Genomic DNA, 24332 nt, shown 5'->3' with positions numbered 1-24332 from the left:
CTTTCTTCAATCTTTGTAGCTTAATTGATGAACAGAACGCGGTTGATTACATTTTCTGCCACAGTGTTTGCTACTGTTCTGGTCGGTTGCACCGCACCCAATAAAAAGACCGCATTGGCTGGCGAAATACCCAAAGAGTTGATCGAGGTGTCCGATAGAGAAGTCTACGTGGACGTGCTTGATGTGCCAGACAAGCACCATCACGATCCCTCAAACATTATCAAATACAACGGCAAATACTACCTGTGGTACACGCAGCACCCAGAGGTGACCAACGGTTGGGAAGGTCACATTCGGCTGGCGACCTCCACGGATGGACTCAAATGGACCGCCCAGGGCGTCGCAATTCCTGTTGGCGAAAAAGGAGACATCGACGATAAGGCCGCCATCACATCTTACGTCGTTCCTCATGACGGAAATTACTACCTCTTTTACACCGCATACGGAAGCGCCGCCGAGCTGAAAGGTATCAGCTATGCCACTGCGGATACACCAGATGGACCCTGGGAAAAGTCTGGCAAAAAACTCCTCTGGCCTACTGGCAATAAGGAGGAATGGGACGGTGTTCACATTGACGATACGAATATTATCTTTTTCGACGGCAAGTGGTTTCTTTATTATAAGGGAAGACCGTTTGGAGCCGAGCCATCCGAAACAAAAATCGGGGTGGCAACTTCTGATAACCTTCTGGGACCTTACACGAAATATGAGAAGAGTCCTGTGTTCCCTGGGCATGCCTTCACAACCTGGGTTCACCGTAACGGTGTAGCCGGGTTTGGGTACGGCACCTTCTGGTCGAAAGATGGTTTCACCTTTGTAAAGACGTCCGATTGGACACCTAAAACAGTCGGCCTTTACTGCCCTGAGAATTTTGGAAATGGCGTCAATAACAACGGCGTTTTCTGGGGAATGAAAGTGAAGTTTCCTGATGACAGGTGCAGGTATATCACCCGAATGGAACTTCCGATACTGGATCTTTCAAATTCGAAAGAGACAGACAAATAGGAAGTCGGCTGTTCTGGTTAAAAGAGAAATGTAATCTTTCTACAAAATGCGAGATCACTTATAAATGAATCTAAAATCATCTAAGACAATCTCCTGGTTAACAGCATCTGTAGCATGCCTGGTACTGGAGTGCACAATAGCGAATCAAGTGATCGCAAGGCCAAATGTCCTCTTCATCGCAATCGACGACATGAACGATTGGACGACTTTGTTTGATGAGGGCAATCCGATCCAAACACCCAATCTAAAGCGCTTGGCTGCACGCGGCACCTTTTTCAGTCGTGCCTACTGTGCTTCGCCGGGTTGCAATCCTTCCCGAACAGCCATCATGACGGGTTATCGTCCGACTACTTCCGGTGTTTACGGAAACAAGACGGCGTGGGCAGAGATCATTCCGGATGCGGTAACCATCCCAAAATACTTCGAACTGGAGGGTGGCTACGCCACACGAGGAGCAGGCAAGATTTTCCATCACGGGACAACCGGTCAGGAACCGAAAGGTAAACCGGCCTTTCAGGAATTCTTTAAGAAACTGGATATTCGCGGTTCCGGAGTAGGCAAAAACTACAACGGCTACAAACCGGATTCGAATCCACGTCTGGGTCGAGTCGCCTTCGACTGGGGCGTCCATGATCAGAAAATGATCGATGTCGACATGTGTGAATACGTGGAAGCGCAGATGGAGAAGTTCATGGGCCCTTCGGCGAGCTCAGGACAAGACAAGCCCTTGTTTCTCGCCGCAGGGATTTTTAATCCACACCTACCCTTCTATGCCCCTCAGGAAACCTTCGATCGCTACCCGTTTGAAACCCTGCGCATGCCACCCATGCCAATGGGAGATCTCGATGATGTGGGCGATATGGCCCGACGGATGGTAAGGAAGGAATACTGGATCTGGGACAACACCACGGCCCAGCCACGGGAAGCGCCGGGGAGTCTTCCTCGTATGGTTCAAGCCTACCAGGCAGCAACCGATTACGCCGATCAAATGGTCGGGCGACTCCTCGACAAACTCGATGCCACCGGTATGGCCGACAACACCATTATCGTACTGTGGTCTGACCACGGCTACCATTTGGGAGACAAGGAAGCCTGTGTGAAATTCACGCTCTGGGAGAAAGCCAACCGGGTGCCTTTCATCATCGTTGCTCCCGGTATCACCACTCCGGGTACACGGATCGATCAACCGGTGGGCCTAATTGATATCTACCCCACTCTCCTGGAACTGGCGGGGCTGCCTCCCAAAGCAGACAACGATGGCCTCAGTCTCGTACCTTTACTTAAAAACCCGCACGGGAAATGGGTACGCCCTGCCCTCATGAATGAGGGCCCAGGCAACCATGCGGTCCGCTCTGAGCGCTGGCGCTACATCAGCTACAGTACCGGCGACGAAGAACTCTATGATCATCGTAATGATCCCTGGGAGCACAACAACCTGGCGGGGGATCCCCAATACGCCGGCGTTATTGCGGAGCATCGTAAATGGTTACCGAAGAAAGAAGCACCGGGAGAAGCCATGGCCCACTTACTCAGACCTCCAGCTGCTCCAGGAATTGGATTGCCGAAGAATTTGTCGAAAAGACCTTAGGAGTGTTGGAGTGTTTAAAGATGATTGCAAGTAGCGAGAAGGTAGGGCTCGATCGCCAAGCGAGCCGTGGAGCCAACAAACGAAGTAATCATACCGGACCGCTCGGCGATCGGTCCCTACCAGTTCTGCGTAAATCATGAAAACAATTATTTGTCTTTTCGGCTGCCTATTTGGTTCGATCTTATTCGCCGATAGTGCTTCACCCAACATCGTCCTGATTCTGGCTGACGATCAGGGGTGGAACGCCCTCTACAGTCCAACCGATCCTGATGTAGTCGGATCGAAAAGCGATTTTTACCAGACACCCAATACAGATCGTCTCTTAGGAGAAGGTATGTGCTTTACCGATGCCTATGCACCGGCTCCGGTCTGTTCCCCAACAAGACACAGTATTCAGTTTGGTATCAGTCCGGCTAAGACTCGGGTGACGCACAACGACCCGCAGCACAAACAATTCTGTGATCCCAACCTGGCTATTCCAAATTTGATTAAGAAAGCGGATTCCCGTTATGTCACCGCCCACTTCGGTAAGTGGCATGTATCGGTGAGCCCAGAGGATTGTGGCTATGACGAATCAGATGGTGACACTGGTAACCGGGAGGGCAGTAACAGTAAGAGCAAAGAGGATCCCAAGCGAACATTTGAGGTAACTGATCGTGCCGTTGATTTCCTGGATAGAACGGCAAGAACGGAACAGCCATTCTTTCTGCAGGTTTCCTACTACGCCGATCACCTGACCTTTAAATCGAACCCGAAGACGCTGGAGAAATATAAAAACCAGCCGAAGGGTGAGCGACATTCGGACCCCGTGTTTGCCGGCATGAATGAAGACCTGGATACCGGTGTTGGTCAAATTCTCGAAGCGATTGATCGTCTAGGCATTTCGGATGACACCTACGTCATTTATACCGCCGATAACGGTTATGACGAATCACCACGAAAACTGCATGGCAATCCCCGGCGCAAAGCCTGGCCGTTGAGCTACAGCAAAGGCTTTGTATTCGAAGGTGGGATACGTGTGCCTTTTATCGTGCGAGGTCCGGGAATCAAAGCTGGATCCATATCAAGAGCACCGGTAGTCGGCTACGATCTCATGCCAACTATCCTCAACTGGATTGACCCGGCGTTTGAACTGCCCGAAATCATTGAAGGAGGTAGCCTCCTAACAGTGCTGGCTAATGGCGGCCGTGGCTCAATCGAAAGGTCTAACGACTTTCTACTGTTCCACTATCCAACTGGGGTGTGGCCGGCCCAATCATCATTGCGGCAAGGGGATTTCAAGATCGTAAAGACCTGGGCTTTCGACCGTGTAGAGCTGTTTGACCTACGCTACGATCGAAGTGAGTCCAAAGACCTTAGTCAATCGATGCCTGAACGAGCGGATGCGATGCACACAAGAATGATGGATTACCTGGATTCCGTGAATACGATTTATCCACCAGAGCAAGAACTCGCGTTTGATCGTCAGGGACTGCTCATGAAGAAGGCAGGAACCGGATGGCGATCTGGGAATTAAGTTTCTTATGAAAAAGACCAACCCCATAGTTTGTCTCCATAAGGTGCCCGGATCGGTATTTATCCGATGGGTCTGCACGTTTGCAGGGCTCATGTACTGCAATACAATCGTGGCAGCGGATCCCTCCCTCGAATTACCCAATGGAACGATCGATCTCATCGTTGCCCCGGAAGAGAAATTCGAAGGACGTATATTCCTGATCAATGACTGGGATGGAGGCGACGCGGACAATCAATTAGTTGGCGAAGAACTGAATAGAAATCCAAGGATCAAACAGAATGTCACGATTCTGAGCGACCTTCCCAACCGGAATCCGAGAAAGGTAGAAGTGGAGGATCTGGTTAAGGATGCACAGGTTCTCGCAGATGCCAGTAAGAAGGGAAAGGTCGGTCTCGCCATGGGTGCGCATTCACGACACGTGCTAGCCTGGCTAACCGAGCTTCCGGAGAGTGCTTACAATTTCAGCTACATCGTTCTGGTAACCCACAGCAATTGGAATGAGCTGGATGGTCGCAGAGGCTACGATGCAAACAAAAAAGCCGGTGATCCACCCTTGTTAGATTCTCACGAGGTGGATCTGCGCCGTGGATTGTATCTTAGTTTGGCCCGGATCAGTGATCTGGGAGTGACGATTCTGGAAATTCCACGGACAGACTTCGGAGCTGGCGGATGGGGCGCTAATGTTACACGCCGTGACGGAGAAATCGCGACGGTGAAGCCCTACGATATAAGCGATCTCGGCCTCGTGCACTACTTCAAAACCGGAGTCGTAGAAGCAACCCGCAAGCAAAGAAACGCCTGGGTCTCCAGTATTATGCAAAAGCCTGAGCACCTGAGCCAAGTGGATCCGGATTTGATTACTCGTTTCTGGGAGAAGAACGAAAATGTTCCGGGTGAGAAGGAAGACTATCTTGCCGCTGGAGGCGATCTCCCCAAACATCCTAAAGTCCATAAATAGTCACAAGGAATACAAACCTATGAAGCATCTAAATCTCCAATTTCTATTGGCTGTTGTCACAATCCTATCCTGTTTCGCTGCAGATCAACCCAATGTGTTGATCATCTTCACCGACGACCAGGGTTATGGGGATGTCGCATGCTATGGCAATGAGCTGATCAAAACGCCTCGGCTTGATCAGATGGCACGAGAAGGGACGCTCTTTACCGACTTCTATGCTCAACCGGTATGTGGACCCTCGCGTTCTGCCCTTTTGACCGGTCGCTATCCTATCCGAAGTAAAGGCTGGGATATGCCAGCCGAGGAAATCACCTTTGCTGAGTTACTTAAACCTGCAGGCTACCAGACCGCCTGCATCGGCAAGTGGGATGTTTCGAATCGTAAAGCCATCATCGGCCGCATGCCGAATGCCCAGGGTTTTGATTATTACTTTGGCCCACTGGGAGCGAACGACGGTGGCACCGTAAAGTTTCATCACAACAACGAGCCTGCCGGGCAAACAACGGATATGGGAAGCCTGACTCGATTGTACACCGATAAGGCCATCGACTATTTGGAAAACAAACGGAAGTCAGATCAACCGTTCCTCCTCTACCTGGCGCATACGATGATGCATACCAATATTGATGCCTCTCCCAAGTTCAAAGGAACCTCGGACGGAGGATTGTATGGGGATGTGGTTGAGGAATTTGATATTGAAACCGGACGATTGCTGGACCGCCTCGATGCGCTGGGATTGAGTGAAAACACCCTGGTCATTTTTACCTCCGATAATGGCCCCTGGAGTCAGCCGCGATACACCCTCGTGAAGCAGGGACGCATCGGTAGACCCAACAGCAGCAATCCTGCATGGTTTATGCCGGAGGGCACCATTTTCTGGGGAGACCCAGGACCACTCAGAGGCGCCAAGGGTTCTGCATACGAAGGAGGCTCCCGCGTTCCCTGTATCGTCCGGTGGCCGGGTAAAGTTCCAGCAGGAAAGACTTCAGATGCCCTTTGGGCCACTATTGATTTTCTACCCACTATTGTCTCACTGGCTGGCGCCGATCTACCTTCAGATAAAGCGATCGATGGGCAGGATCAGAGCGATCTCCTTTTTGGAAACACCGACGAAGGTCGTGATACATTTATCTACGATCAGGTAAGGCAAGTGGACAGCCCTTATCTGGGTATAGGTATTCGCAAGGGAAACTGGAAACTCTTACTCCCGGGGCGCGAGCCCGCAAAACCTCACCGGTATGTCATGGATTATGGAACGAATGACTACGAGCTCTACGATTTGGAATCCGACATCGGGGAACGCTGGAACCTGGCCCATGATTATCCTGAGGTTGTCAAAGCGCTAGAAAAAGAGCTCAATCAATTTATGGCAGCCATTGAGACAGAATAAAAAGTTCAGAATGTAGAAAAGCTATGGATTTAAATTCAATTAAGAAGACCCATGCATTGGCGTTATTTGGAGCGGCATTGGGCCTGCTAGGCGGGTGCGCGAATCAGAAACCGGTGGCCACTGCCCCCAACGTTCTTTTCATCGCCATCGATGACATGAATGATTGGACTACCCTCTTCGATCCGAACAATCCCATCCAGACACCCAACCTGCAGCGTCTCGCCGCTCGCGGTACCTTTTTCAATAAAGCTTACTGTGTCTCCCCAGCCTGCAATCCTTCACGCACGGCGATCTTAACAGGTCTCCATCCATCAACGACCGGGGTCTACGGAAACAAAGACAGTTGGCGAACCTTAGTCCCAGATGCAGTGACGTTGCCTCAATATTTTAAAGACAATGGTTATGCCACCCAAGGGGCTGGTAAAATTTTCCACCACGGAGATGCCGGGAAGGATCGCGCTGACAATCCGTCCTTTGAGAAGTTTTTTGATATGCTGGCCACTCGTGCACCAGACACTAACCACAATGGCTATACCGAAGGTTTGTTGGCAAAGACTGTATTCGACTGGGGGGTACACGATCAAAAGATCATTGATCTCGATACGGTTGAATGGGTCGAGGAAGCCATGGATAAGTCGTCCAATAAACCTAGCTTCATGGCAGCTGGTATATTCCGACCACACATGCCCTTCTATTCAAACCAAGCTACTTGGGACAGGTATCCCTACCAAGGATTGATCATGCCCCCTGTTCAGGACAATGACCTCGACGACGTCGGAGCCATTGCACGCAACATGGCCAACAAAGAATTTTTCATCACCGACAATGTGCTAGGGAAAACGGAACAGCATCCGGGAAGTCTCCACACCTTTGTGAAAAGCTACCAGGCAGCATCGGACTATGCGGACCAGATGGTCGGCCGGGTGCTAGACAAACTCGATGCGACAGGCGAGGCCGACAATACCATCATCGTTCTATTTTCCGATCACGGTTATCACCTCGGTGACAAGAAAAGTTGCGTGAAGTTTACCCTCTGGGAAAAGGCCAACCACGTGCCTTTCATAATCGTTGCCCCTGGCGTCACCGAACCAGGAACGGTTTGCGAACAGCCCGTGAGTTTACTCGATATATATCCAACTCTAATCGACCTTTGTGGACTTCCGCAGAAAGAGGACCTGGATGGTGAAAGCCTGCTACCCCTGCTGAAAGATCCAAATACAAGTTGGGAGCGTCCGGCATTGATGACGATGGGGCGTGGCAACCATGCAATCCGATCCGAGCGCTGGCGCTACATTCGTTACAGCGACGGAAGTGAGGAGCTCTATGACCATGATAACGATCCCTGGGAATGGGAGAACCTAGCGATGCATCCTCAATATGCTCCTGTCCTCGCCGATCATCGAAGATGGATTCCAGAAACTGAAGTGCCCTGGCAAATCGATGAGTCAAAAAACTGGATCTACACCCGAGAGATATGGGATGATAAACCGACGAATGAGAAGTAGCTCATCGGAAAGTCTCAATATATAGAGAACGGGATACACTCCCCAATCTAAATTAGGAACCTGCGCCTAACGCCCTCGTCTAGTGGCGACCGCCTGAACCGTCTGATCGGACCAACTTGTTTTGTTTCCCCGTAGGTGGTGATCAAAGAATCTTTCGACGAGCTCACCGGTTAGGGGAGGGAACCCCCGACCGTGTTCGCCGCCTTCGACGGTGATGAGGGTTTTCTCAACTCCCTTCTTCTCCAATGCCGCATAAAGAAGCTCCGACTGATTGAAAGAGACTAAAGGATCCATGGTCCCATGCACGATGAGGATAGCCGGATCGTCGGCACTTACATAGGTAATGGGATCAGCCGTGGCTACCTTCTCCGGATTATCCTGAATGGCACCGCCGATGAGTAGCGACTCTGGAGAATCTGCTGCGTCGTGGTCCAATCGGGCAGACTCAATAGCTGTTTCATTCATAGTCAGAAAGTTGGTTGGACCAAAAAAGTCGACCACACAAGTCACTCGGCTTGAATACTCATTGTTGGATCCCAGTGAACCATCCATGGCCTTCACATCTCCGCTGGTTCCGAGCATGGTCACGAGATGTCCGCCAGCTGAGGTTCCCCAAACACCAATACGGTCTGCATTGAGATTGTATTGTTTGGCATGGGCACGAATCCAACGAATAGCAGCCTTACAGTCGTGGATCTGAGATGGCCATTGGGCTTCTCCGCTCAGGCGGTAAGCGACGGTTACTCCGGCATAGTTACCACTGGCAACGAATGGATTAACCCGATTGCGACCGCCTTGCTTATTACCATTTCGCCAGCCGCCACCGTGGATGAAAACGACAACCGGCAATGGTTCACCTTCGAGATCTTTCGGTAACAGCAGGTCAAGCATTTGACGCGGATTGTCCGTGCCGGCATAGGGGATGTTTTCGATCAGCAGTACCGAATCTGAAGCAGAACGGTTGGCTTGGTTTTGCTGACGATTATCTTGGGAAGGTGCTTCGTTACGATTGCCTCCATTCCGGTTACGATTCCCTGACAACTGGTCGGCTAATTGGCCCAGCTCAGCCCGATCAATAAAACCATCCTTGTTACGATCCAGGTTGTTGAAGTTGGACTTCATCTGACGAATGGCTTCATCGGGAGAGACTTTACCATCCTGGTTTTTATCCTGATCGTCCAACCACATCTGGATACGTTGCTCCTTTTGCGCATCTTCGTTGGAGGTTTGTGCGGAAATGAACTGACAACTACCGATAAGCGCCAGGATAGGCACATAATTGAGCACAGATTGGAGCGATCTTAAGTATTTCATCGTATGGGTAAGAATCTGAATGATAGAGTAGAGTCCAAAAGTAAATCTTCACCCATTTTAAATGAAATTACTATCCTGAAATTGAGACATTTCTGTCGCTCTCTCATATCATACCCCCTTAATCTGGAATCTACTTTCTCGAGGGGGCAACCCCGAAAGGCTCATTCAGATGCTCCTTACTTTCGTTGAATTCCTCCCCATCCGGAGTTATGAAATCCAGTAAGTATGTTTTATTGATTGTAGCCGATTAGGAAGGCAGGTTGGCTGAGGACTACATTCATTTTCCTAAAAAAGTTCTTATATGCCTGAAACTAAAAACTTCGTCTTTAGATGGGTGACTACCTCATTCGTAATCGCTATGGTGGGCCTCATACACATTGCGAGTGCCGAACGCCCCAACGTCATCGTCATTCTGGCGGACGACTTGGGTTATAATGATCTTGGTTTTCAGGGATCAGAGTGGATCAAAACACCGCACCTCGACCAGCTTGCTGCAGGAGGCACTGTATTCACAGATGCCCATACATCTGCATCCGTTTGCAGTCCGTCGCGGGCAGGATTCATTACCGGTCGTTATCAACAACGCTTTGGCCACGAGGCAAACGTTCCTAAACCGGGACAGGGAATGGAAACCAGTGAGTACACAATGGGCCAGGCCTTCCAGGATATCGGATACGCCACGTTCCTGGTCGGCAAATGGCATCTCGGCAACGATGAAAAATACTATCCGACACGTCGAGGTTTCGACGAGTTTTGGGGTCTGCGGGAAGGAAGCCGTCGCTATTGGTATGAACCGAAAGGATCAGACCGACCGGGCAATAGTCATGCCATCGAGAGTAATGGCGAGCAGATCGAATTCGATGGCTTCTTGACAGACCGGTTCACCGATCAGGCTATGCGTATGATTGGCTCTGCCGATAAACCGTTCTTTCTATTTCTTTCCTACACGGCGCCGCACGGGCCACTAGAAGCCGAAGAGGCCGATCTCGCACGAGCTGCAAAGCGAAATCCCTATGTGGCCCTTGTGCAAAACATGGACGACAACATTGGCCGCCTGGTCTCATTCCTCGATGAAAAGGAACTGCGCGAAAACACACTCATCTGGTTTTTCAGTGACAACGGCGGTACGGCTAGCTCGGCTTCAAACGATCCACTCAATGGTATGAAAGGCATAAAGTTCGAAGGCGGCCAGCGGGTGCCCTTCGTCATGAACTGGCCCGGCCACGTCCCCGCGGGAAAATCCTTCGACGGGTTGACTTCGGCCATGGATATCTTTCCCACCAGTTTCAAACTCGCTGGCGGCGAGCGCGTCCCCAAACCACTAGATGGAGTGGATATCATGCCGTATGTGACAGGCGACAAAAGCGGATCGCCCCACGCGATGCTGTTTTGGAAAAAGCTGGAAGGCTCCGCAGCTCGTGTAGGTGACTGGAAGCTGATCAAGACGGAGGGCTTGCCGGTCATGCTCTACAACTTAAACAACGACCTGGGCGAATACGACGAAATCGCCAATGAACATCCAGAGAGAGTCGATCAAATCCTTTATCATTACGATGCGTGGAATTCCGAAACGGTACCTCCACGCTGGGGCGAAGCGGAAATCTACGTGAAGCTCCGACGAGATAAGTACATTCGTTTTCGCGATCGTACTGAACCCATTCCACTAGCAGCTTCCCGAAAAAAAGAGAGTAAGTGACTTCAGGCCTGAGCCTGGATAACTTGGCGACAATCGTTGAATTGTTTCCGTATCCTATCATCTAATACGACTAGAACCCATCATCCCTTATTGGGCATGAGATTATTGAAGTGTAGCAGCTTTTCCGAAGAATCATCACAGGTTCTCATCACCTTGCCTTTAGGGGTAACGACGAGGCTGAAGGTGTTCCGGCGCTATCGCGGTTCAGCTGATCTGATTATTCAGATGACTCCTCAGAGCTGGCTTCTTGGACCTGACTTCGAAACTGAGCGGGAGAAACGCCTTGTTGATTCTTAAACGCTCGCGAAAAATAGTTCTGCGTGTCGAAACCCAGTTGGAAGGCAATTTCCTTGATACTGAGTTGCGTATGTTCGAGCAGGCTTCGGGCCTTATCGTAGACTAGCTTTTGCCGATACTGCATCGGACTGATACCAAAGGTCTTCCGGAAGCAGGTGCGAAACCAACTCTCGCTCATGTTAAGATCCTGCACGAATTCATAGATGGTCTCCTCATTGGCAAAATTCTCATCCATAAACTGTTTGGCCTGCTTCAGCGTTTCGGTGACGTAGGTGGAGGTATCCGGGTTGTTTCTCGCAAGCCGCTCGCCGATCTCTTGAGCCACCCGCTTCAGATCATTGGCCAATGCTGGGAATGCATCGACGGGTAAGTCCAGCGAATGGGCGGTGATCCAAATAGCAGCGAGCGGTTGGCCATCCTGATCACAAATACTAGTACCGAGGCAATTGATCCCTTCCGCATACTCGCCGACATCCACCGCATATCCCTGCTCCGAACATTGCGCGAGATCCTTCTTGAAAGCCGATGCATCCCTACAGGTCTTTTCTGTAAATTTCCTGAAATTCATCCGAGCCAACAAATCGTTTTGCCGAAGTTCCGGCAGGGCAGCCAGTATTGCTTTCCCTGGGGCAGTTGGATGCAAATGAAAGTGAAAACCAATTCGTGGGACATAGGCGTGGTCCCCCGTTCCTGGAAAGGAGGCCAAGACCACCCCACGGTTCTGTTCCTCAGACAGAACCGCCATCGCCGCCGTCATGCGGGTCTTATCCCGCAGTTCCGCCAGCAAGTCGGAAGAATTCTGTATAAGAACAGCCGTGTTTCCAATTTGGTTTTCACTCATAAGCCAAGAATACGTATTAAGCGATGAGCGGCAGAGGCGGTCAAGTCCGCCCAAGCCAACCAATCGAAAAAGCCATATGCACAGTCAAAAATTGCATAGATAATAAATTGAATCACTATATGCTAGTATTGGCAGGGCTTCCTTGCCCGATTTGTATCGAATAATCCGAAACAAATCATCAGAAAGAACTTTCCAAATTAAGTGATGCCTACTCTTTCTAAAATTTCAATCAGCCTAACTCTCCTGCTCGGGATCAGCCCCCTGGTAGCCGAAGACACAATTGATTTTCGCCGCGATATCGAGCCCATCCTCGAAAGACGCTGTATCGCCTGCCATGGCCCAGACGAAGTGGAGTCGGATTTCCGCGTAGACCGCAAGGCTACGCTCATTGGGGGTGGAGGCTCCGGGATCGAAACCGTCCTTCCTGGCGATCCTGTGGGTAGCTACCTCATCGAACTCGTTCGCGAACCAGATGACGAATACCGCATGCCATACGACGAGGATGCGATACCCGAGGAGGAGATCGTGCTTCTGGAAAAGTGGATCGAAGAAGGGGCCAAGCTTCCGGACGATTTTGAAGAAGAGGCTGATCTCGGAACCATCGATCACTGGTCGCTCCTTCCGGTTGAGCGTCCCGACGTTCCAAGCATAAGAGGAACTAGTAACCCCATCGATGCTTTCCTCCGGCAAAGACTGGATGAAAAAGGACTGGCCTACAATCCAGCGGCGGACGCCCGCTCACTCATCCGTCGCACGTCCATTTTAATGACTGGACTGCCTCCCAGTGCGGAACAAGTTGAAACCTTTTCCAAGGCCTATGCCAGGAACGAGGATCGCGCCTACACGCGATTAGTCGATGAACTCCTGGAGTCACCTCACTTTGGCGAGCGATGGGCGCAACACTGGCTCGATGTCATCCGTTGGGCGGAGACCAATGGATCGGAGGCCAACCTTTACCGCAAGAATGCCTGGTACTACCGCGACTATGTCATCAACGCTTTCAATGAGGATAAGCCCTACGACCAGTTTATCACCGAACAACTCGCTGGTGACCAAATGAACGTAGGTGAAGCGACCGGATTTATTGTCGCAGGTCCGCACGTTCCGACTGCCACCGTAGGACGCGAACCCAGTGCAATTCGCCAGGCTCGCGCTGACCGTATGGACGAGATCATGCAAACTGTCGGGGCCTCCATGCTGGGCATGACCGTGAGCTGCGCTCGCTGTCACAACCACAAGTTCGATCCTATTTCTATCAAGGATTACTATTCGCTCACCGCTGTCTTCCAAGGCATTGAATTTGGAGCCCGGTATCCCGAGCTCGCTGAGGACAATCCACTCCTGAAACGGGAGCAGAAACTTAAATTAGCGCTAAATTCAGAACGCAGCAAACTTCGCTCCCAAGGAACCTACTGGGAAGAAGATTGGACCGGATGGAACGAGCTGCATTTTCCCGCCACGGAGACCAAAGCGGTGCGTCTCGCTTTCACCACCAAAAACGTGGGGGTCGAAGAAATCGAACTTTACGGCCCAAAGGCACCCACGACCAACCTGGCTCTGTCCTCTCTCGGTTCCGTAGCCAAGACGGACGATTCCATGACACAAATCCGTTCAGAGGTATTCTTCGCAAACGACGGGGAGCTCAGCACAAATCGTTGGCGATCAGCAGCTCCCAAGGATAGCGATGAAAAACCCTGGCTCATTCTTGAATTTCAAGAACCACAAACCGTCGACCGCCTGGTCATCAGCTCCAACAAGCACTACTTTCTCGAAACCGATTACCTGACCAGCTTCACACCAGGCACCAATTATACCTATACCTTACAAGCGCTGCAGACGGACAGCACATGGAGGGATATTGCTGCTACAAGAAAAGTGGAACCTGAGGAAAACGTAAGCACTGAGAAAGCAGCGGTCCTTGAAAACATCCAATCTCTCATCGTCCAAATGGCCGAAGAAGGCCAACAACCAAGTTTCGTCGGGCAGTTTATCGACCCCGTCACAAGCTACGTCTTACACCGGGGTAGTCCTGAAAACCCGAAGCAGGAGGTGCTGCCAGCCGGCTTCGATTCCCTGGAAGGTGACCTGGGTCTCGATTCTTCTTCCCCGGATCCGGAACGGCGCATGGAATTTGCAAACTGGCTGACCGAACCCGATCACCCACTCACAGCCCGCGTCATGGCCAACCGTATCTGGAGTCATATTTTTGGCACCGGTATCGTGGCAACGCCCTCTGATTTTGGAACCGTAGGCGCACCTCCGACCAATCAACCATTGCTGGACTGGATGGCTGCTGAGTTTGTAGAGCCGACCGTAACCGGTGGTGAACCCTGGTCGGTCAAGAACCTCATTCGCACCATTCTATTGACCGACGCCTACCGGCAATCGAGCGCTCCGCGCGAGGATGGATTGGCCGCCGACGGATCGACTCTATATCTCTGGCGCTTCCCGCCTCGCCGGGTTGAAGCAGAGGTCATCCGCGATGGGATTCTGCAAGCGTCCGGAAAGCTCGACCCACAACTGGGGGGACAGAGCTTCCGTATCCACAACGAGAAGAAAACCTACGCCCAGTGGCAGGTAGTGGATAACCACGGGCCACACACCTGGCGCCGTATGATTTATCAGGAACGCATGCGCCGCGTAGACGATCAGATCTTCACCGCCTTTGATTTTCCTGACTGCGGCCAGATTCGTGCTCGACGCCCTGTATCCACAACACCCTTACAAGCATTGAACCTGATGAACAGCCCTTTCGCGATTGAGCAAGCAGGGTTCATTGCCGAGCGGGCACAAGAGGCAACGAATGGAGACGAAGTCGCCGCTACCAAAGAACTATTCAATATCATACTCGGAAGACAGCCGACCTCAGCTGAGCTGGAAGCTTCAATGGAGGTCACACGAAGTGGAGGTCTGGCACTGGTTAGCCGCTCCCTGATCAATTCCAACGAATTTGCATTTCTACCATGAACAATTCTGAAGAAAAAATTTCCCTTCACGGAAGGCGTCTATTAAGTCGCCGCAACTTCCTCGGACAGGCTGGTATGTCCCTCGGTGCATTGTCGCTCACGCAACTGCTAGCCAAGGACGAGCCTATGTTCGGCAAGGCACCGATCCGACCAGACATTGATCCGAACAATCCCTACACACCACGCGGCGCGCACTTCGATGTACCCGCAAAACAGGTACTAGTCATTTATTGCCCTGGCGCGGTCAGCCATGTGGATACCTTTGATTATAAGCCGGCGTTAACTGAAATGCATGGCAAAAAGCCGCCCAATATTCCAGCAGTTACCTTCGAGGGGCCAACCGGAAACATCGCCAAACCGTTCTGGGACTTCAAACCCCGTGGGCAAACCGGCAAGATGGTTTCCGACCTCCTTCCCAACTTGGCTGAGCAAGTGGACGACTTTTGCTTTATTCACTCGCTGACCACGCAGACCAGTGCTCATCCCCAAGGTGAAAACTTTATGAACACGGGCTTCACCATGGAGGGCTTTCCTTCATTCGGTGCCTGGTGTACCTATGCGCTTGGATCTGAGAATGAAGAGCTCCCCGCGTTTGTTGCGATCAACGATCCTCGCGGTCTGGCCCGTTCCGGAAAGAACAACTTCGGAAACGGATTCCTCCCGGCTGCTTTCCAGGGAACAGATTTCAGTGCCAAGAACCCACCCTCCAACCTCGTCCGTCCTGAAGGCCTATCTGCTGCGGACGATAAGAACACCGTGGATCTACTGCAGCGCCTCAATGCGTCCCACCTCGAGAAATTTCCTGGGGACGCCGACCTGGCAGCCCGCATCGCCAGCTACGAACTAGCCGGAAAGATGCAGACTTCGATCCCCGAGATCATGGGTATCGAAAACGAGCCGGAATCCATTCACAAGGAATACGGCACCGATCAAGGCAGCGACCTCAAACGTGAGTATGCCAAGAATTGTATCCTGGCCCGCCGCCTCGTCGAAAAAGGAGTGCGGGTGGTCCAACTCTTTAACGGAAGTGACCCTTCCGGTGGAAACGGAATCACCAACTGGGACTCGCATGCGAATATCGCTGACACGCACGCCATGCAGGCTGAGATCATGGATCAGCCAACCGCAGCATTGATCCACGACTTGAAACGCCGGGGACTCCTCGACCATACCCTGGTCGTCTGGTGCACCGAGTTTGGCCGGATGCCTTTTCTGCAAGGCAACGGAACCGGTCGCGACCACAACCCGGATGCGTTCACCTGTTTCTTCGCCGGAGCCGGTGTGAAAAAAGGCTTCAGCTACGGCGAGAGCGACGAATTTGGATTCAAGGCCGCGGTCAACCCAACCACCGTTTACGATTTCAACGCCACCCTACTCCACCTCATGGGCCTCGACCACGAACGCCTAAGTTTCTACCACAACGGTATCGAGCGCCGCCTAACCAACGTGCACGGGCATGTGGTGAAGGACGTATTGGCCTAATTAATTGCTCAACTGCGGGCGTAAAAAACTGGACTTGATTCTCATAGGAAGTCCAGAGTTTGGCATGCTGAATTTGTGACATACTATGCGCTAATTCAGCTCTGTGTAATCACCGACCCGTCAATTCAATGGATAAACCAGAACGTAGCAGAAGAACCTTTGTTAAGGAAACCGTAGCAACATCAATAGGCCTGGCAGCCGTTACCCCGGCGATTTTGCAGGGCGAATCAAAGTCTCAGAAGTCCCAAAGCTCGGCCAAAGCAGGTTCAAAGGATTGGCGTAACAAACAATCCGATATGGCTTACCGGATGTACGGAAACACCGGGATGATGCTCTCGGAGGTCGTGCAGGGAACCGCCCTCTGGAAAGATGAGAGTTTCGTGAAGGCTTTTGAAGTGGGCTATGAGAGAGGTGTAAATCTTATCGATACCGCCCCTGCCTATCAACAAGGCCAAGCAGAAAAGCTTGTTGGTGCCTATCTGAAACGATCTGGCAATAGAGACAAACTCTTCGTTTCCAACAAAATCAGTTTCTACGATGAATATATGGTTAAGCTCTCCGATGGCATTCTCAAAGGTCTCCCCAGTGAGAAGCAGTCTGCTCTGAAAAAGAAAGCACAAGAATTGATTGCCGAACGCGGCATTCTTCGGCCCGGTCATCATTTTAATTACTGGAAGGGGCAAGAGAACAAAATTGAGGCAACCTATATCCGCTACCTGGTGACCCAGGAATACGGGAATATGCAAAAGTGGAAAACCGACATAAAGAAGCGCATGCATGAGCTCACGGAGAATTCCCTGAAAGCCACTCAGGCCGACCGCTTTGATTTACTATACTGTCCTCACGGAGTGGCTATGCCCGAAATGCTGGAAGATGAGAATATCCGGGAAGTAATGGAAGAACTGAAAGCCAAGGGCACGATTCGTTATTCCGCTCTTTCTATGCACAATGACGTGGATGGAAACTTGGATAAGGCCATTGATCTTGGATTCTATGACGGAGCCATGTTCGCCTACAATATAGGGAATCACGCCGCTCTCGATCGTTTGATTTACAAAGCGAGCAAGAAAGGCATGGGCATTGTCGCCATGAAAGTCGCCAGAATCATCAGTATGGAAGATACCCCGCAATGGCGCATTGATAAATTGAATACAGCTATTCCAAACGATGTTTCGAAACATGCGAAGGCTTACTTGTGGGCCCTTCAGAATCCGAATATTACTTGCTGCATTTCGGATATGATAAGCCCGAAGATGGTTATTGAGAATACTTCCGTAGCAGGACTAAAGGTCGATATTCAGCATATATAGTGCGTGTGGGTTCAGTTGAGCTCCACATGCTAGTACGTCGTCTTTAGGTTTAAAAGTGATTCTAAACTGTAAGGTGCTTTTGAATGATAGTGGAAGGTGTTGTTATCAAGTGTTTCATAATTTCGTATTCAGTATTTGATTTCATTAATTCCCATTTGGGACTTCCTCAAATTAGCACTTGATATGCCACCTGCCCAACCAGACCTGACTTCAGTCTCATAATTACCGTGAAAGATTATAATGCTATCGATTAGCAGAATTCATCACCTCAGCTTAAGGTCCGCTGGCGCTGGTTTCTGAGTTTACACACATTAGGACGGCGGCTTGGAAATCGGTCTTACGGTTTCAAAGCCAAGTTGGCAAAATTATGCATTTTTCAGAGAATGAGAGTTTTAACCTGTGCAATAATCAATTTACTGAGCCCAGGTTGGGGAACAAGTTTCAGCGTTTCCCTGGGAATTAAGGCTCGCGCAGACTTGCAAAGGCTCAGAGAAGATAAGGATGGAAACAATCAAACATCCAGCGGCCTGGAAAGGGGCTGAACTGGGAGCCTCTTCAGACTGGGAAGCACGTTTTGGTAGTCTCTCGGTAAAGGACATCCAGACTCGGCTGGAAGAAGGTCCGGGTGTGGTACTTCTACGCGGGTTTCCTTTAGACCAGCTGGATAAAGAGAGTGCTCGTGAGAGTTTCCGGGAGTGGTGTTCGAAACCCGGCACCCTACTTTCTCAAAATGAATCGGGTGATACTATCTTCGATGTAAGCGATGCGGGGTTCAAAAAAGACGACCCACGTAAACGCGGTCCAAATACGAATAAGAAACTTTCCTTTCATACGGATCGTTGTGATGTCATTGGATTTCTTTGCTGGAAGCAGGCCGAGTCGGGTGGAGAAAATGAGCTCATAAGCTCTATGCACCTATACAATGAGATCGCACAACGACGACCTAACTTAATGAAAGTGCTCATGGACTCCTATGTTTATAAGCGACACACGGTCGACTTGGGAAATAAACAATCCTACTGTGAACAGCCCATCTTCTCGTTTCGGAATGGGCATTTCGCCTGCAGCTTTTTGCGAGTGCTTATCAACCGAGCTCACTCTGACCCAGAACTTCCTAATCTGACAGATAAACAGATCGAAGCCATGGATTTTCTCGAGTCCGTTGCCGAACAACCGCAGATGGCCTATCACTTTCGGCAGGAGCCTGGAGACGTGCTATTACTGAATAATTGGGTAACCCTGCATCGGCGTTCTGCCTTTATAGATCACGGAGATCCGGAAGAGAAACGATGTTTGTTCCGGGCTTGGTTAAGTATGCCCAATAGCCGCCCTCTTGATCCAAAGTTCGAAGCCAATTTTGGCGCCGTAGGTGCTGGTGAAGTTCGTGGCGGGTTTAAAGTTTCATAGTGAAAACTTATTTGCACATAGAACACTTATCAATTCTGCCGTCAGTAGTGTATGCTTTTACCAGATACGCCCAACAGGCTTACGAGTCGCTCGCCTCAATCCACTTAGACTTTAATTCCTGAAGCAGATCTTTTCGAACCTGAACACTATTGGGGATTTCTAACCCACACCCGGTGAGCATGTCTTCCCAGCCATATACGAAATCATGCCCATCCAAACTTCCCTTAACATTATTAAAGCTCATTCGGGCCATACGCTCCTTATCTGATTTCAATTCTCACATGAAATCCATTATATGAGAGGGATCATCAGGCATTTCCACCACAGCGTCCTCCCAGGGAAAGTGCTCCTTGAAATTTGGATTATCAGGAAATCTCCCAATCAAAACTGCACCCGCTGCAGATCCTTCAAAATACCTAAACCCAATTTCTTCCTGACCTCCGGTGTCATCCGGACAATCAAATTTGGAAGGATTCACTACAAAAAACTTAGAGCGACTCATTTTGGTCGCCAGGTTGTTGCGGTGCTCGGAAGGGTTGTGACACAGACCGGGCATTCCCGTGTCGTACACGTATAGCCACTCATCTTCACTCTCCAATTTTTTATATTTCTCGTGCTCAACTTCTACACGTCGACCCATACCAAATATGTCTATGGGTCTTGAAGGCGGGGGGATTCCTGGAAAGAAGCGAGCCGCATCAATTCCTGAAGAAACCACCACCATGTTTATGTCCAGGTTTTCTTCAATAAACTTCTTTGTTTCAGAACAGTTGATCACCAGACAGTCAAACCGTTCCAACACTCTCAGGTAAGCAGGATAATTTTTAAAGGATCTCACAAACGATTCGTCAATATAGCATATTGAGGACCCAGTCTTACTTCTCCAATCAGGCATGCGAAGTAGTACTTCCAAATCATAGGTAAATATTAACATCGCAAAGAAGATGTCGTAATTCTTTTCGATTTTAGGGAATAGGAAGGATGAATCCCATGGAATCCCTGGTAGTTTTTTTGACAACGATCGTGTGAATAAGGACAGGAGTGGGGACTTGTGACGCAGTTCCGGTAAATACAAATCAGCAGGGTCCGATTTGCTAATCACATCCTCATATTCATAGTCACAGCATCAAAATATTTCCTTATTGATGTTCCGCAGAGAAAATATCAGCAATCGTTTACTCATATATGGAGGGCCGGGCTATTTTGATGAACGAGGAGTTGCGATGAGGAAAGCCACACCGGCTAGGAAGTACTCGCCCAACAGTTTAAGCAGCACTAAATCAGGCCAGAATGAATAGGAAATCTGGCCATTTATCAAAGAATTTTTAAACTTGGGAAATGGGCAGATGCCTTCCGTTGTGAAGAATCTCCTGCTCATCAGCAATAAGGTTGGCTATAAGTTCGAGGGTTATGCTTCCTGTTTCTTAATAGACAGGAGTTAACCGAATGCTTGCTCTAAACACCCGCCATCACCCCTTTTCCTAGGTATTGGACGTGATGAATATGGCAATAAATACACAGTAATTGAGTGACATCTCTCAACGAAACTCCTTACGAGCAGCCATCCGCAGAATAGGCAGCAGAGTTTTTTGAGTCCTCTCTCACCTCAACTTCATAAATGGATACGCGGCCCTTTGTGCGCTCACTCACTATTTTGCTGAAGCGTTCAAATAGATGTTGGGCCAGTCCTTCACAGGAACAATTGTCGACCACATAGGGCTTCCAGCAAGTCTGTGAGGTGTTTATCATTACTTCTCGCTGGGGATCATCTTCGTTGAATACACAGGCATGGTCCAAGTTGTCATTGATCCACGTTTTGATGAAACCGAGTTTACCGAAGTCGATGACGAAACCGTTCTCGTCTGTCTCGGTGCAGGCAAAGGTGAGACTGATACTCCAATTGTGACCATGGATAAAGGCGCAGTGCCCGTCGTGCGAATGCTGACGATGCGCGAACGGAATATCGGCGTAGGTTTTCTTGCAGGTGAGCATGGATCAATCTGTGATTTAGGAACTTTTCTTCAAACGGTAACTAGGGCCATTGCAATCTAAGACGCTTACCATCCATTCTTATTCAGAATTTCGTCTATTGAAACTGGAACTCCTCCTCTGCGTTTGCTCACATCGGCCGCTTCCATAAAAGCATAAATTTCAATGGTCTCTTCCAATGGAACCGGGGCTTCGCCCGTGCGGAAAAACTGAACGACTTCCTGAAGCATAGGTGTGTAGTCGCCACCCTGGGTTTGCTCGACGATCTTCTCTGTGCCAAAGGCGGTGACCTTGTAATCGCGCTTGGAATTACGAATGCCATAGACAACGCCTACTTTTCCATCTTCCCAAGTGCCGGTGATAACGTCGTTGTCCGGAGTATAAGTTCGGGTGACTGATTTCACTCCTGGTCCCATCACGGTGAAGAGTGATTCGGTTGGATGAATACCGTACCAAAAGAAATCGGGGTGCGTTGGTTCGAGTGTTGCAGGGCCATAGGACATAGCCCCTTTGAGTTCACCCTTCTCGGCTTCGGCGACCTCAACCACTCCGGGGTAGTAGCGTAAGGAGGAGGAACTCCAACAGGGGACGCCGTGTTTCTTCGAAAGCTTATAGATTTCAATCGCATCTTTGAGGGACCCTGCGATCGGCTTGTCAATAAATACGGGCAAGCCGGCTTCAAACACAGGGATAACTTGTTCAAGGTGTGGACGTCCATCCACACTCTCCAACATGACCGCACTCACATGCTTACACATCTCTTCGATCGTGTCGTATAGTTTTACGCCATACGTTTCGGTCAGCGTTTTGGTAAAGCCATCAATGCGATCAGCACTACTGGCAATATCAGGACTACCTCCTTTGAATGCCGCGGTTACTCGAGCACCTGGGACATGCTTTGGATTGTCCGTTTCATTAAAGCGACCGGTGAAGGCAGTCACGTGTGAGGTATCGAGGCCAATGAGGCCGACTTTAAAAACTGTTTCAGGAATCATTGTTTCAATCGTATTTACAACTTGGATACCGAGTTTTCGAGAGCCCTCGGCTAAAAAATGGACATCACCCGGTGCACGAAACAGATCGGCATTGAACGAAGCAGTGAGTGAACGAAGATCATTGGTTAAAATCCCATGCCGTTCCATGACGCGAGCCGCGGCTGCATTGTAGTTAAGTTCGTCTCCAAAGATCCTACCGGCTTCTCCCTCAGGAACAAACGTGGTATTCGCCCAGATCAATTTGGCATCGGTTTTCTTTAGCCGCACAACCAGTTTCTCCAAATTCGATTCATAGACATCCAGAGTGTGTGTAAGCGTTCCGCGCTCTTTATCACGATGACCTTGGTTCGTGCTCTCCGAATGACGGTAGCACAGGTCCCACAGCCCCCAGTTGAAATGGATGACATCCCAGTCACCATCGCCCAGCCATTCATCAATCTTTTCCAATCCTGTGGCGGTGTGCTGCCCATTGCCTTTGATGCGCAGCACATCGGCTCTCCCTTTAAACATCTCCTGCACAAAGGGCGTGTAACCAATGGAAATCGAATCACCGATCAGAAGGACAAGCGGTAAATCTTTTTTTTCTGCGGCTGATAACATCGCGGCCTGAGCTAGGAAGAGAAGGATGGGAAGAATTCTTAAGTATCTCATAGAGTTACGGTAAGAGTGTCGGAGCATGGCGAGTCTGACAAGAAAGGAGAGAATGAAATCCTTTTCCCTTGTTCGGCCTCACCACGGGCTCCACAATGCGGTTCTCTTTCGACAGGTATTCAACCCAATTCTCAATGCAAGATTCTACCCTATCACGAAGAAACTTTGTCAAAAACACCAGCCTGGCAGGCGTCGCCTCCTTCGCCGTGTTCCCATCGCTCCATGGGCAAAAGGCACCCTCCCAAAAACTGAGAGTAGGCGTCATGGGGTTGAAACGAGGAATGGCTCACATCACTGGTTTCCAAGCGGTGCCCAATGTAGAGATCGCTTATGTCTGCGACGTGGATAAAAACCGTGCGGCGGCCGGAGCTAAATTGGCCAATAACAATCAAAAGAACCCAGCAAAAGTGACTGGAGACTTTCGCGATATCCTGGAGGACAAGTCGGTCGATATCTTATCCATCGCAGCTCCCAACTTCTGGCAAGCACCCGCCACCATTCTGGCCTGTGAAGCCGGTAAACATGTTTACGTAGAAAAGCCCGGCAGCCATACACCCGAGGAAGGTGAGTTGATGGTGAAGGCTGCTCGAAAGTATGACCGTAAAGTTCAACTGGGCACTCAACGGCGCAGCTACGAATCAATGATTCAAGGAATGCAACAACTCCATGATGGAGCGATTGGAAAGATCCTGCATGCCCGCACCTGGTATATCAATGCCAGGGCAGGAATTGGCAAAGGCAAGCCGGCGGCTGTGCCCGACCACCTGGACTACGATCTGTGGCAGGGTCCCATCCCGGAACGCCCTTACAAGGACAACCTGATCCACTATAATTGGCACTGGCATTGGCTCTACGGCGGCGGAGAAATCATCAACAACGGCGTGCATTCCCTGGACCTGGCTCGTTGGGGTATGGGTGTAGAGTACCCGACCAAGGTAAGCTACTTTGGAACCAGGCACTATTTTGACGACGATCAGGAGACCCCCGATACCGGTGTAGCTCAATTTGAATTTGGTGAAGCGGGAGCCTCCTGGGATGGCAGTAGTTGCCACCGTCGCCCTGAAGAAAACATTTCCTTCTGCACCTTCTACGGCGAAGGCGGAACCATGGCGTTTGATTTCTCGGGTTATAAAGTCTACGACCTTAAAGGCAGGATGATCAGCGAACGAGCCGGGACCCCTGGCGACGTTCCTCACTTCCAAAATATGTGCGATGCGATACGCAAAGGAACCCCACTTACACAGGAAATTGAGGAAGGGCAAAAGAGCACCCATTGGTGTCACCTGGGCAACATTGCTTACCGCACGAAATCTGTCCTCGATATAAGTCCGGAAAGGGGACGCATAAAAAATAATCCGGAAGCAATGAAGCTTTGGACGAAACCTTACCGCAAAGGTTGGAAACCAAAGGTCTGACTCTGGT

Annotated in this window: 18 protein-coding genes; 12 read left to right on the top strand and 6 right to left on the bottom strand. The window is 50.2% G+C overall.

Annotated features, from left to right (window positions below):
* Window positions 1–27: 27 nt before the first annotated feature.
* The 6 genes from GA003_00390 (at window position 28) to GA003_00365 (ending at window position 7962) form a co-directional block, all read left to right on the top strand.
* A complete protein-coding gene (locus tag GA003_00390) occupies window positions 28–1005 on the top strand; it encodes a family 43 glycosylhydrolase (protein QXD28479.1) in 978 nt (325 codons plus the stop codon).
* A 64-nt stretch (window positions 1006–1069) separates the two neighbouring features.
* On the top strand, window positions 1070–2593 hold the full coding sequence (locus tag GA003_00385) for a sulfatase (GenBank protein ID QXD28478.1): 1524 nt from the start codon (window positions 1070–1072) through the stop codon (window positions 2591–2593).
* Window positions 2594–2729: 136 nt separating this feature from the next.
* On the top strand, window positions 2730–4109 hold the full coding sequence (locus GA003_00380; protein QXD28477.1) for a sulfatase-like hydrolase/transferase: 1380 nt from the start codon (window positions 2730–2732) through the stop codon (window positions 4107–4109).
* 7 nt (window positions 4110–4116) lie between these two features.
* Window positions 4117–5067, top strand: a complete 951-nt coding sequence (locus GA003_00375) for a hypothetical protein (GenBank protein ID QXD28476.1) — start codon at window positions 4117–4119, stop codon at window positions 5065–5067.
* Window positions 5068–5086: 19 nt separating this feature from the next.
* Window positions 5087–6457: a sulfatase gene (locus tag GA003_00370; GenBank protein ID QXD28475.1), complete on the top strand. Its 1371-nt coding sequence runs from the start codon at window positions 5087–5089 to the stop codon at window positions 6455–6457.
* 23 nt (window positions 6458–6480) lie between these two features.
* On the top strand, window positions 6481–7962 hold the full coding sequence (locus tag GA003_00365) for a sulfatase (protein QXD28474.1): 1482 nt from the start codon (window positions 6481–6483) through the stop codon (window positions 7960–7962).
* Between the two features lie 66 nt (window positions 7963–8028).
* On the opposite strand, the gene GA003_00360 is transcribed toward GA003_00365, so the two are convergent.
* Window positions 8029–9276 carry an alpha/beta hydrolase fold domain-containing protein gene (locus GA003_00360; protein ID QXD28473.1) on the bottom strand — a complete coding sequence of 416 codons (1248 nt, stop codon included), beginning with the start codon at window positions 9274–9276 and terminating at the stop codon, window positions 8029–8031.
* A 301-nt stretch (window positions 9277–9577) separates the two neighbouring features.
* Here GA003_00360 and GA003_00355 point away from each other — a divergent pair, with 301 nt between their 5' ends.
* A complete protein-coding gene (locus GA003_00355; protein ID QXD28472.1) occupies window positions 9578–10972 on the top strand; it encodes a sulfatase-like hydrolase/transferase in 1395 nt (464 codons plus the stop codon).
* Window positions 10973–11189: 217 nt separating this feature from the next.
* On the opposite strand, the gene GA003_00350 is transcribed toward GA003_00355, so the two are convergent.
* Window positions 11190–12110: an AraC family transcriptional regulator gene (locus GA003_00350; protein ID QXD28471.1), complete on the bottom strand. Its 921-nt coding sequence runs from the start codon at window positions 12108–12110 to the stop codon at window positions 11190–11192.
* A 204-nt stretch (window positions 12111–12314) separates the two neighbouring features.
* On the opposite strand from GA003_00350, the gene GA003_00345 reads away from it, so the two are divergent.
* The 4 genes from GA003_00345 to GA003_00330 all read left to right on the top strand — a co-directional run bounded on the left by GA003_00345 (window position 12315) and on the right by GA003_00330 (window position 19275).
* Entirely contained in the window at window positions 12315–15077 is a 2763-nt protein-coding gene (locus GA003_00345) for a PSD1 and planctomycete cytochrome C domain-containing protein (protein ID QXD28470.1), read from the top strand.
* A complete protein-coding gene (locus GA003_00340; GenBank protein QXD28469.1) occupies window positions 15074–16558 on the top strand; it encodes a DUF1501 domain-containing protein in 1485 nt (494 codons plus the stop codon). The genes GA003_00345 and GA003_00340 overlap by 4 nt, the downstream gene beginning before the upstream one ends.
* Before the next feature lie 128 nt (window positions 16559–16686).
* Window positions 16687–17868, top strand: a complete 1182-nt coding sequence (locus GA003_00335; protein QXD28468.1) for an aldo/keto reductase — start codon at window positions 16687–16689, stop codon at window positions 17866–17868.
* Between the two features lie 501 nt (window positions 17869–18369).
* The gene (locus tag GA003_00330) at window positions 18370–19275 is read left to right on the top strand and encodes a TauD/TfdA family dioxygenase (protein QXD28467.1); all 906 of its coding nucleotides are present in this window, start codon (window positions 18370–18372) and stop codon (window positions 19273–19275) included.
* 79 nt (window positions 19276–19354) lie between these two features.
* Here the strand turns inward: GA003_00330 and GA003_00325 are convergent, their stop codons facing one another.
* From GA003_00325 to GA003_00310, 4 genes are all read right to left on the bottom strand, one after another.
* Complete coding sequence (locus GA003_00325; GenBank protein QXD28466.1) at window positions 19355–19519, bottom strand: hypothetical protein; 165 nt, start codon at window positions 19517–19519, stop codon at window positions 19355–19357.
* A 33-nt stretch (window positions 19520–19552) separates the two neighbouring features.
* Entirely contained in the window at window positions 19553–20113 is a 561-nt protein-coding gene (locus GA003_00320; protein QXD28465.1) for a hypothetical protein, read from the bottom strand.
* Between the two features lie 713 nt (window positions 20114–20826).
* Window positions 20827–21267, bottom strand: coding sequence for a 6-carboxytetrahydropterin synthase (locus GA003_00315; GenBank protein QXD28464.1), 441 nt, complete (start codon window positions 21265–21267; stop codon window positions 20827–20829).
* Between the two features lie 65 nt (window positions 21268–21332).
* Window positions 21333–22910 carry a Gfo/Idh/MocA family oxidoreductase gene (locus GA003_00310; GenBank protein QXD28463.1) on the bottom strand — a complete coding sequence of 526 codons (1578 nt, stop codon included), beginning with the start codon at window positions 22908–22910 and terminating at the stop codon, window positions 21333–21335.
* Window positions 22911–23044: 134 nt separating this feature from the next.
* On the opposite strand from GA003_00310, the gene GA003_00305 reads away from it, so the two are divergent.
* Window positions 23045–24325, top strand: coding sequence for a Gfo/Idh/MocA family oxidoreductase (locus GA003_00305; GenBank protein QXD28462.1), 1281 nt, complete (start codon window positions 23045–23047; stop codon window positions 24323–24325).
* Window positions 24326–24332 lie beyond the last annotated feature (7 nt).

This window comes from Opitutia bacterium ISCC 52, from assembly GCA_014529675.2.
Taxonomy (GTDB): domain Bacteria; phylum Verrucomicrobiota; class Verrucomicrobiia; order Opitutales; family UBA2995; genus UBA2995.
This window is presented reverse-complemented; position numbering and strand designations above follow the sequence as displayed.

Bases quoted from the DNA above. Each gene is read 5' to 3' on its own strand.
- GA003_00330 (QXD28467.1), top strand. From the start codon at position 18,370: ATGGAAACAATCAAACATCCAGCGGCCTGGAAAGGGGCTGAACTGGGA.
- GA003_00350 (QXD28471.1), bottom strand. From the start codon at position 12,110: ATGAGTGAAAACCAAATTGGAAACACGGCTGTTCTTATACAGAATTCT.
- GA003_00385 (QXD28478.1), top strand. From the start codon at position 1,070: ATGAATCTAAAATCATCTAAGACAATCTCCTGGTTAACAGCATCTGTA.
- GA003_00375 (QXD28476.1), top strand. From the start codon at position 4,117: ATGAAAAAGACCAACCCCATAGTTTGTCTCCATAAGGTGCCCGGATCG.
- GA003_00325 (QXD28466.1), bottom strand. From the start codon at position 19,519: ATGAGCTTTAATAATGTTAAGGGAAGTTTGGATGGGCATGATTTCGTA.
- GA003_00380 (QXD28477.1), top strand. From the start codon at position 2,730: ATGAAAACAATTATTTGTCTTTTCGGCTGCCTATTTGGTTCGATCTTA.
- GA003_00305 (QXD28462.1), top strand. From the start codon at position 23,045: ATGCAAGATTCTACCCTATCACGAAGAAACTTTGTCAAAAACACCAGC.
- GA003_00365 (QXD28474.1), top strand. From the start codon at position 6,481: ATGGATTTAAATTCAATTAAGAAGACCCATGCATTGGCGTTATTTGGA.
- GA003_00315 (QXD28464.1), bottom strand. From the start codon at position 21,267: ATGCTCACCTGCAAGAAAACCTACGCCGATATTCCGTTCGCGCATCGT.
- GA003_00340 (QXD28469.1), top strand. From the start codon at position 15,074: ATGAACAATTCTGAAGAAAAAATTTCCCTTCACGGAAGGCGTCTATTA.
- GA003_00335 (QXD28468.1), top strand. From the start codon at position 16,687: ATGGATAAACCAGAACGTAGCAGAAGAACCTTTGTTAAGGAAACCGTA.
- GA003_00360 (QXD28473.1), bottom strand. From the start codon at position 9,276: ATGAAATACTTAAGATCGCTCCAATCTGTGCTCAATTATGTGCCTATC.
- GA003_00355 (QXD28472.1), top strand. From the start codon at position 9,578: ATGCCTGAAACTAAAAACTTCGTCTTTAGATGGGTGACTACCTCATTC.
- GA003_00345 (QXD28470.1), top strand. From the start codon at position 12,315: ATGCCTACTCTTTCTAAAATTTCAATCAGCCTAACTCTCCTGCTCGGG.
- GA003_00310 (QXD28463.1), bottom strand. From the start codon at position 22,910: ATGAGATACTTAAGAATTCTTCCCATCCTTCTCTTCCTAGCTCAGGCC.
- GA003_00370 (QXD28475.1), top strand. From the start codon at position 5,087: ATGAAGCATCTAAATCTCCAATTTCTATTGGCTGTTGTCACAATCCTA.
- GA003_00390 (QXD28479.1), top strand. From the start codon at position 28: ATGAACAGAACGCGGTTGATTACATTTTCTGCCACAGTGTTTGCTACT.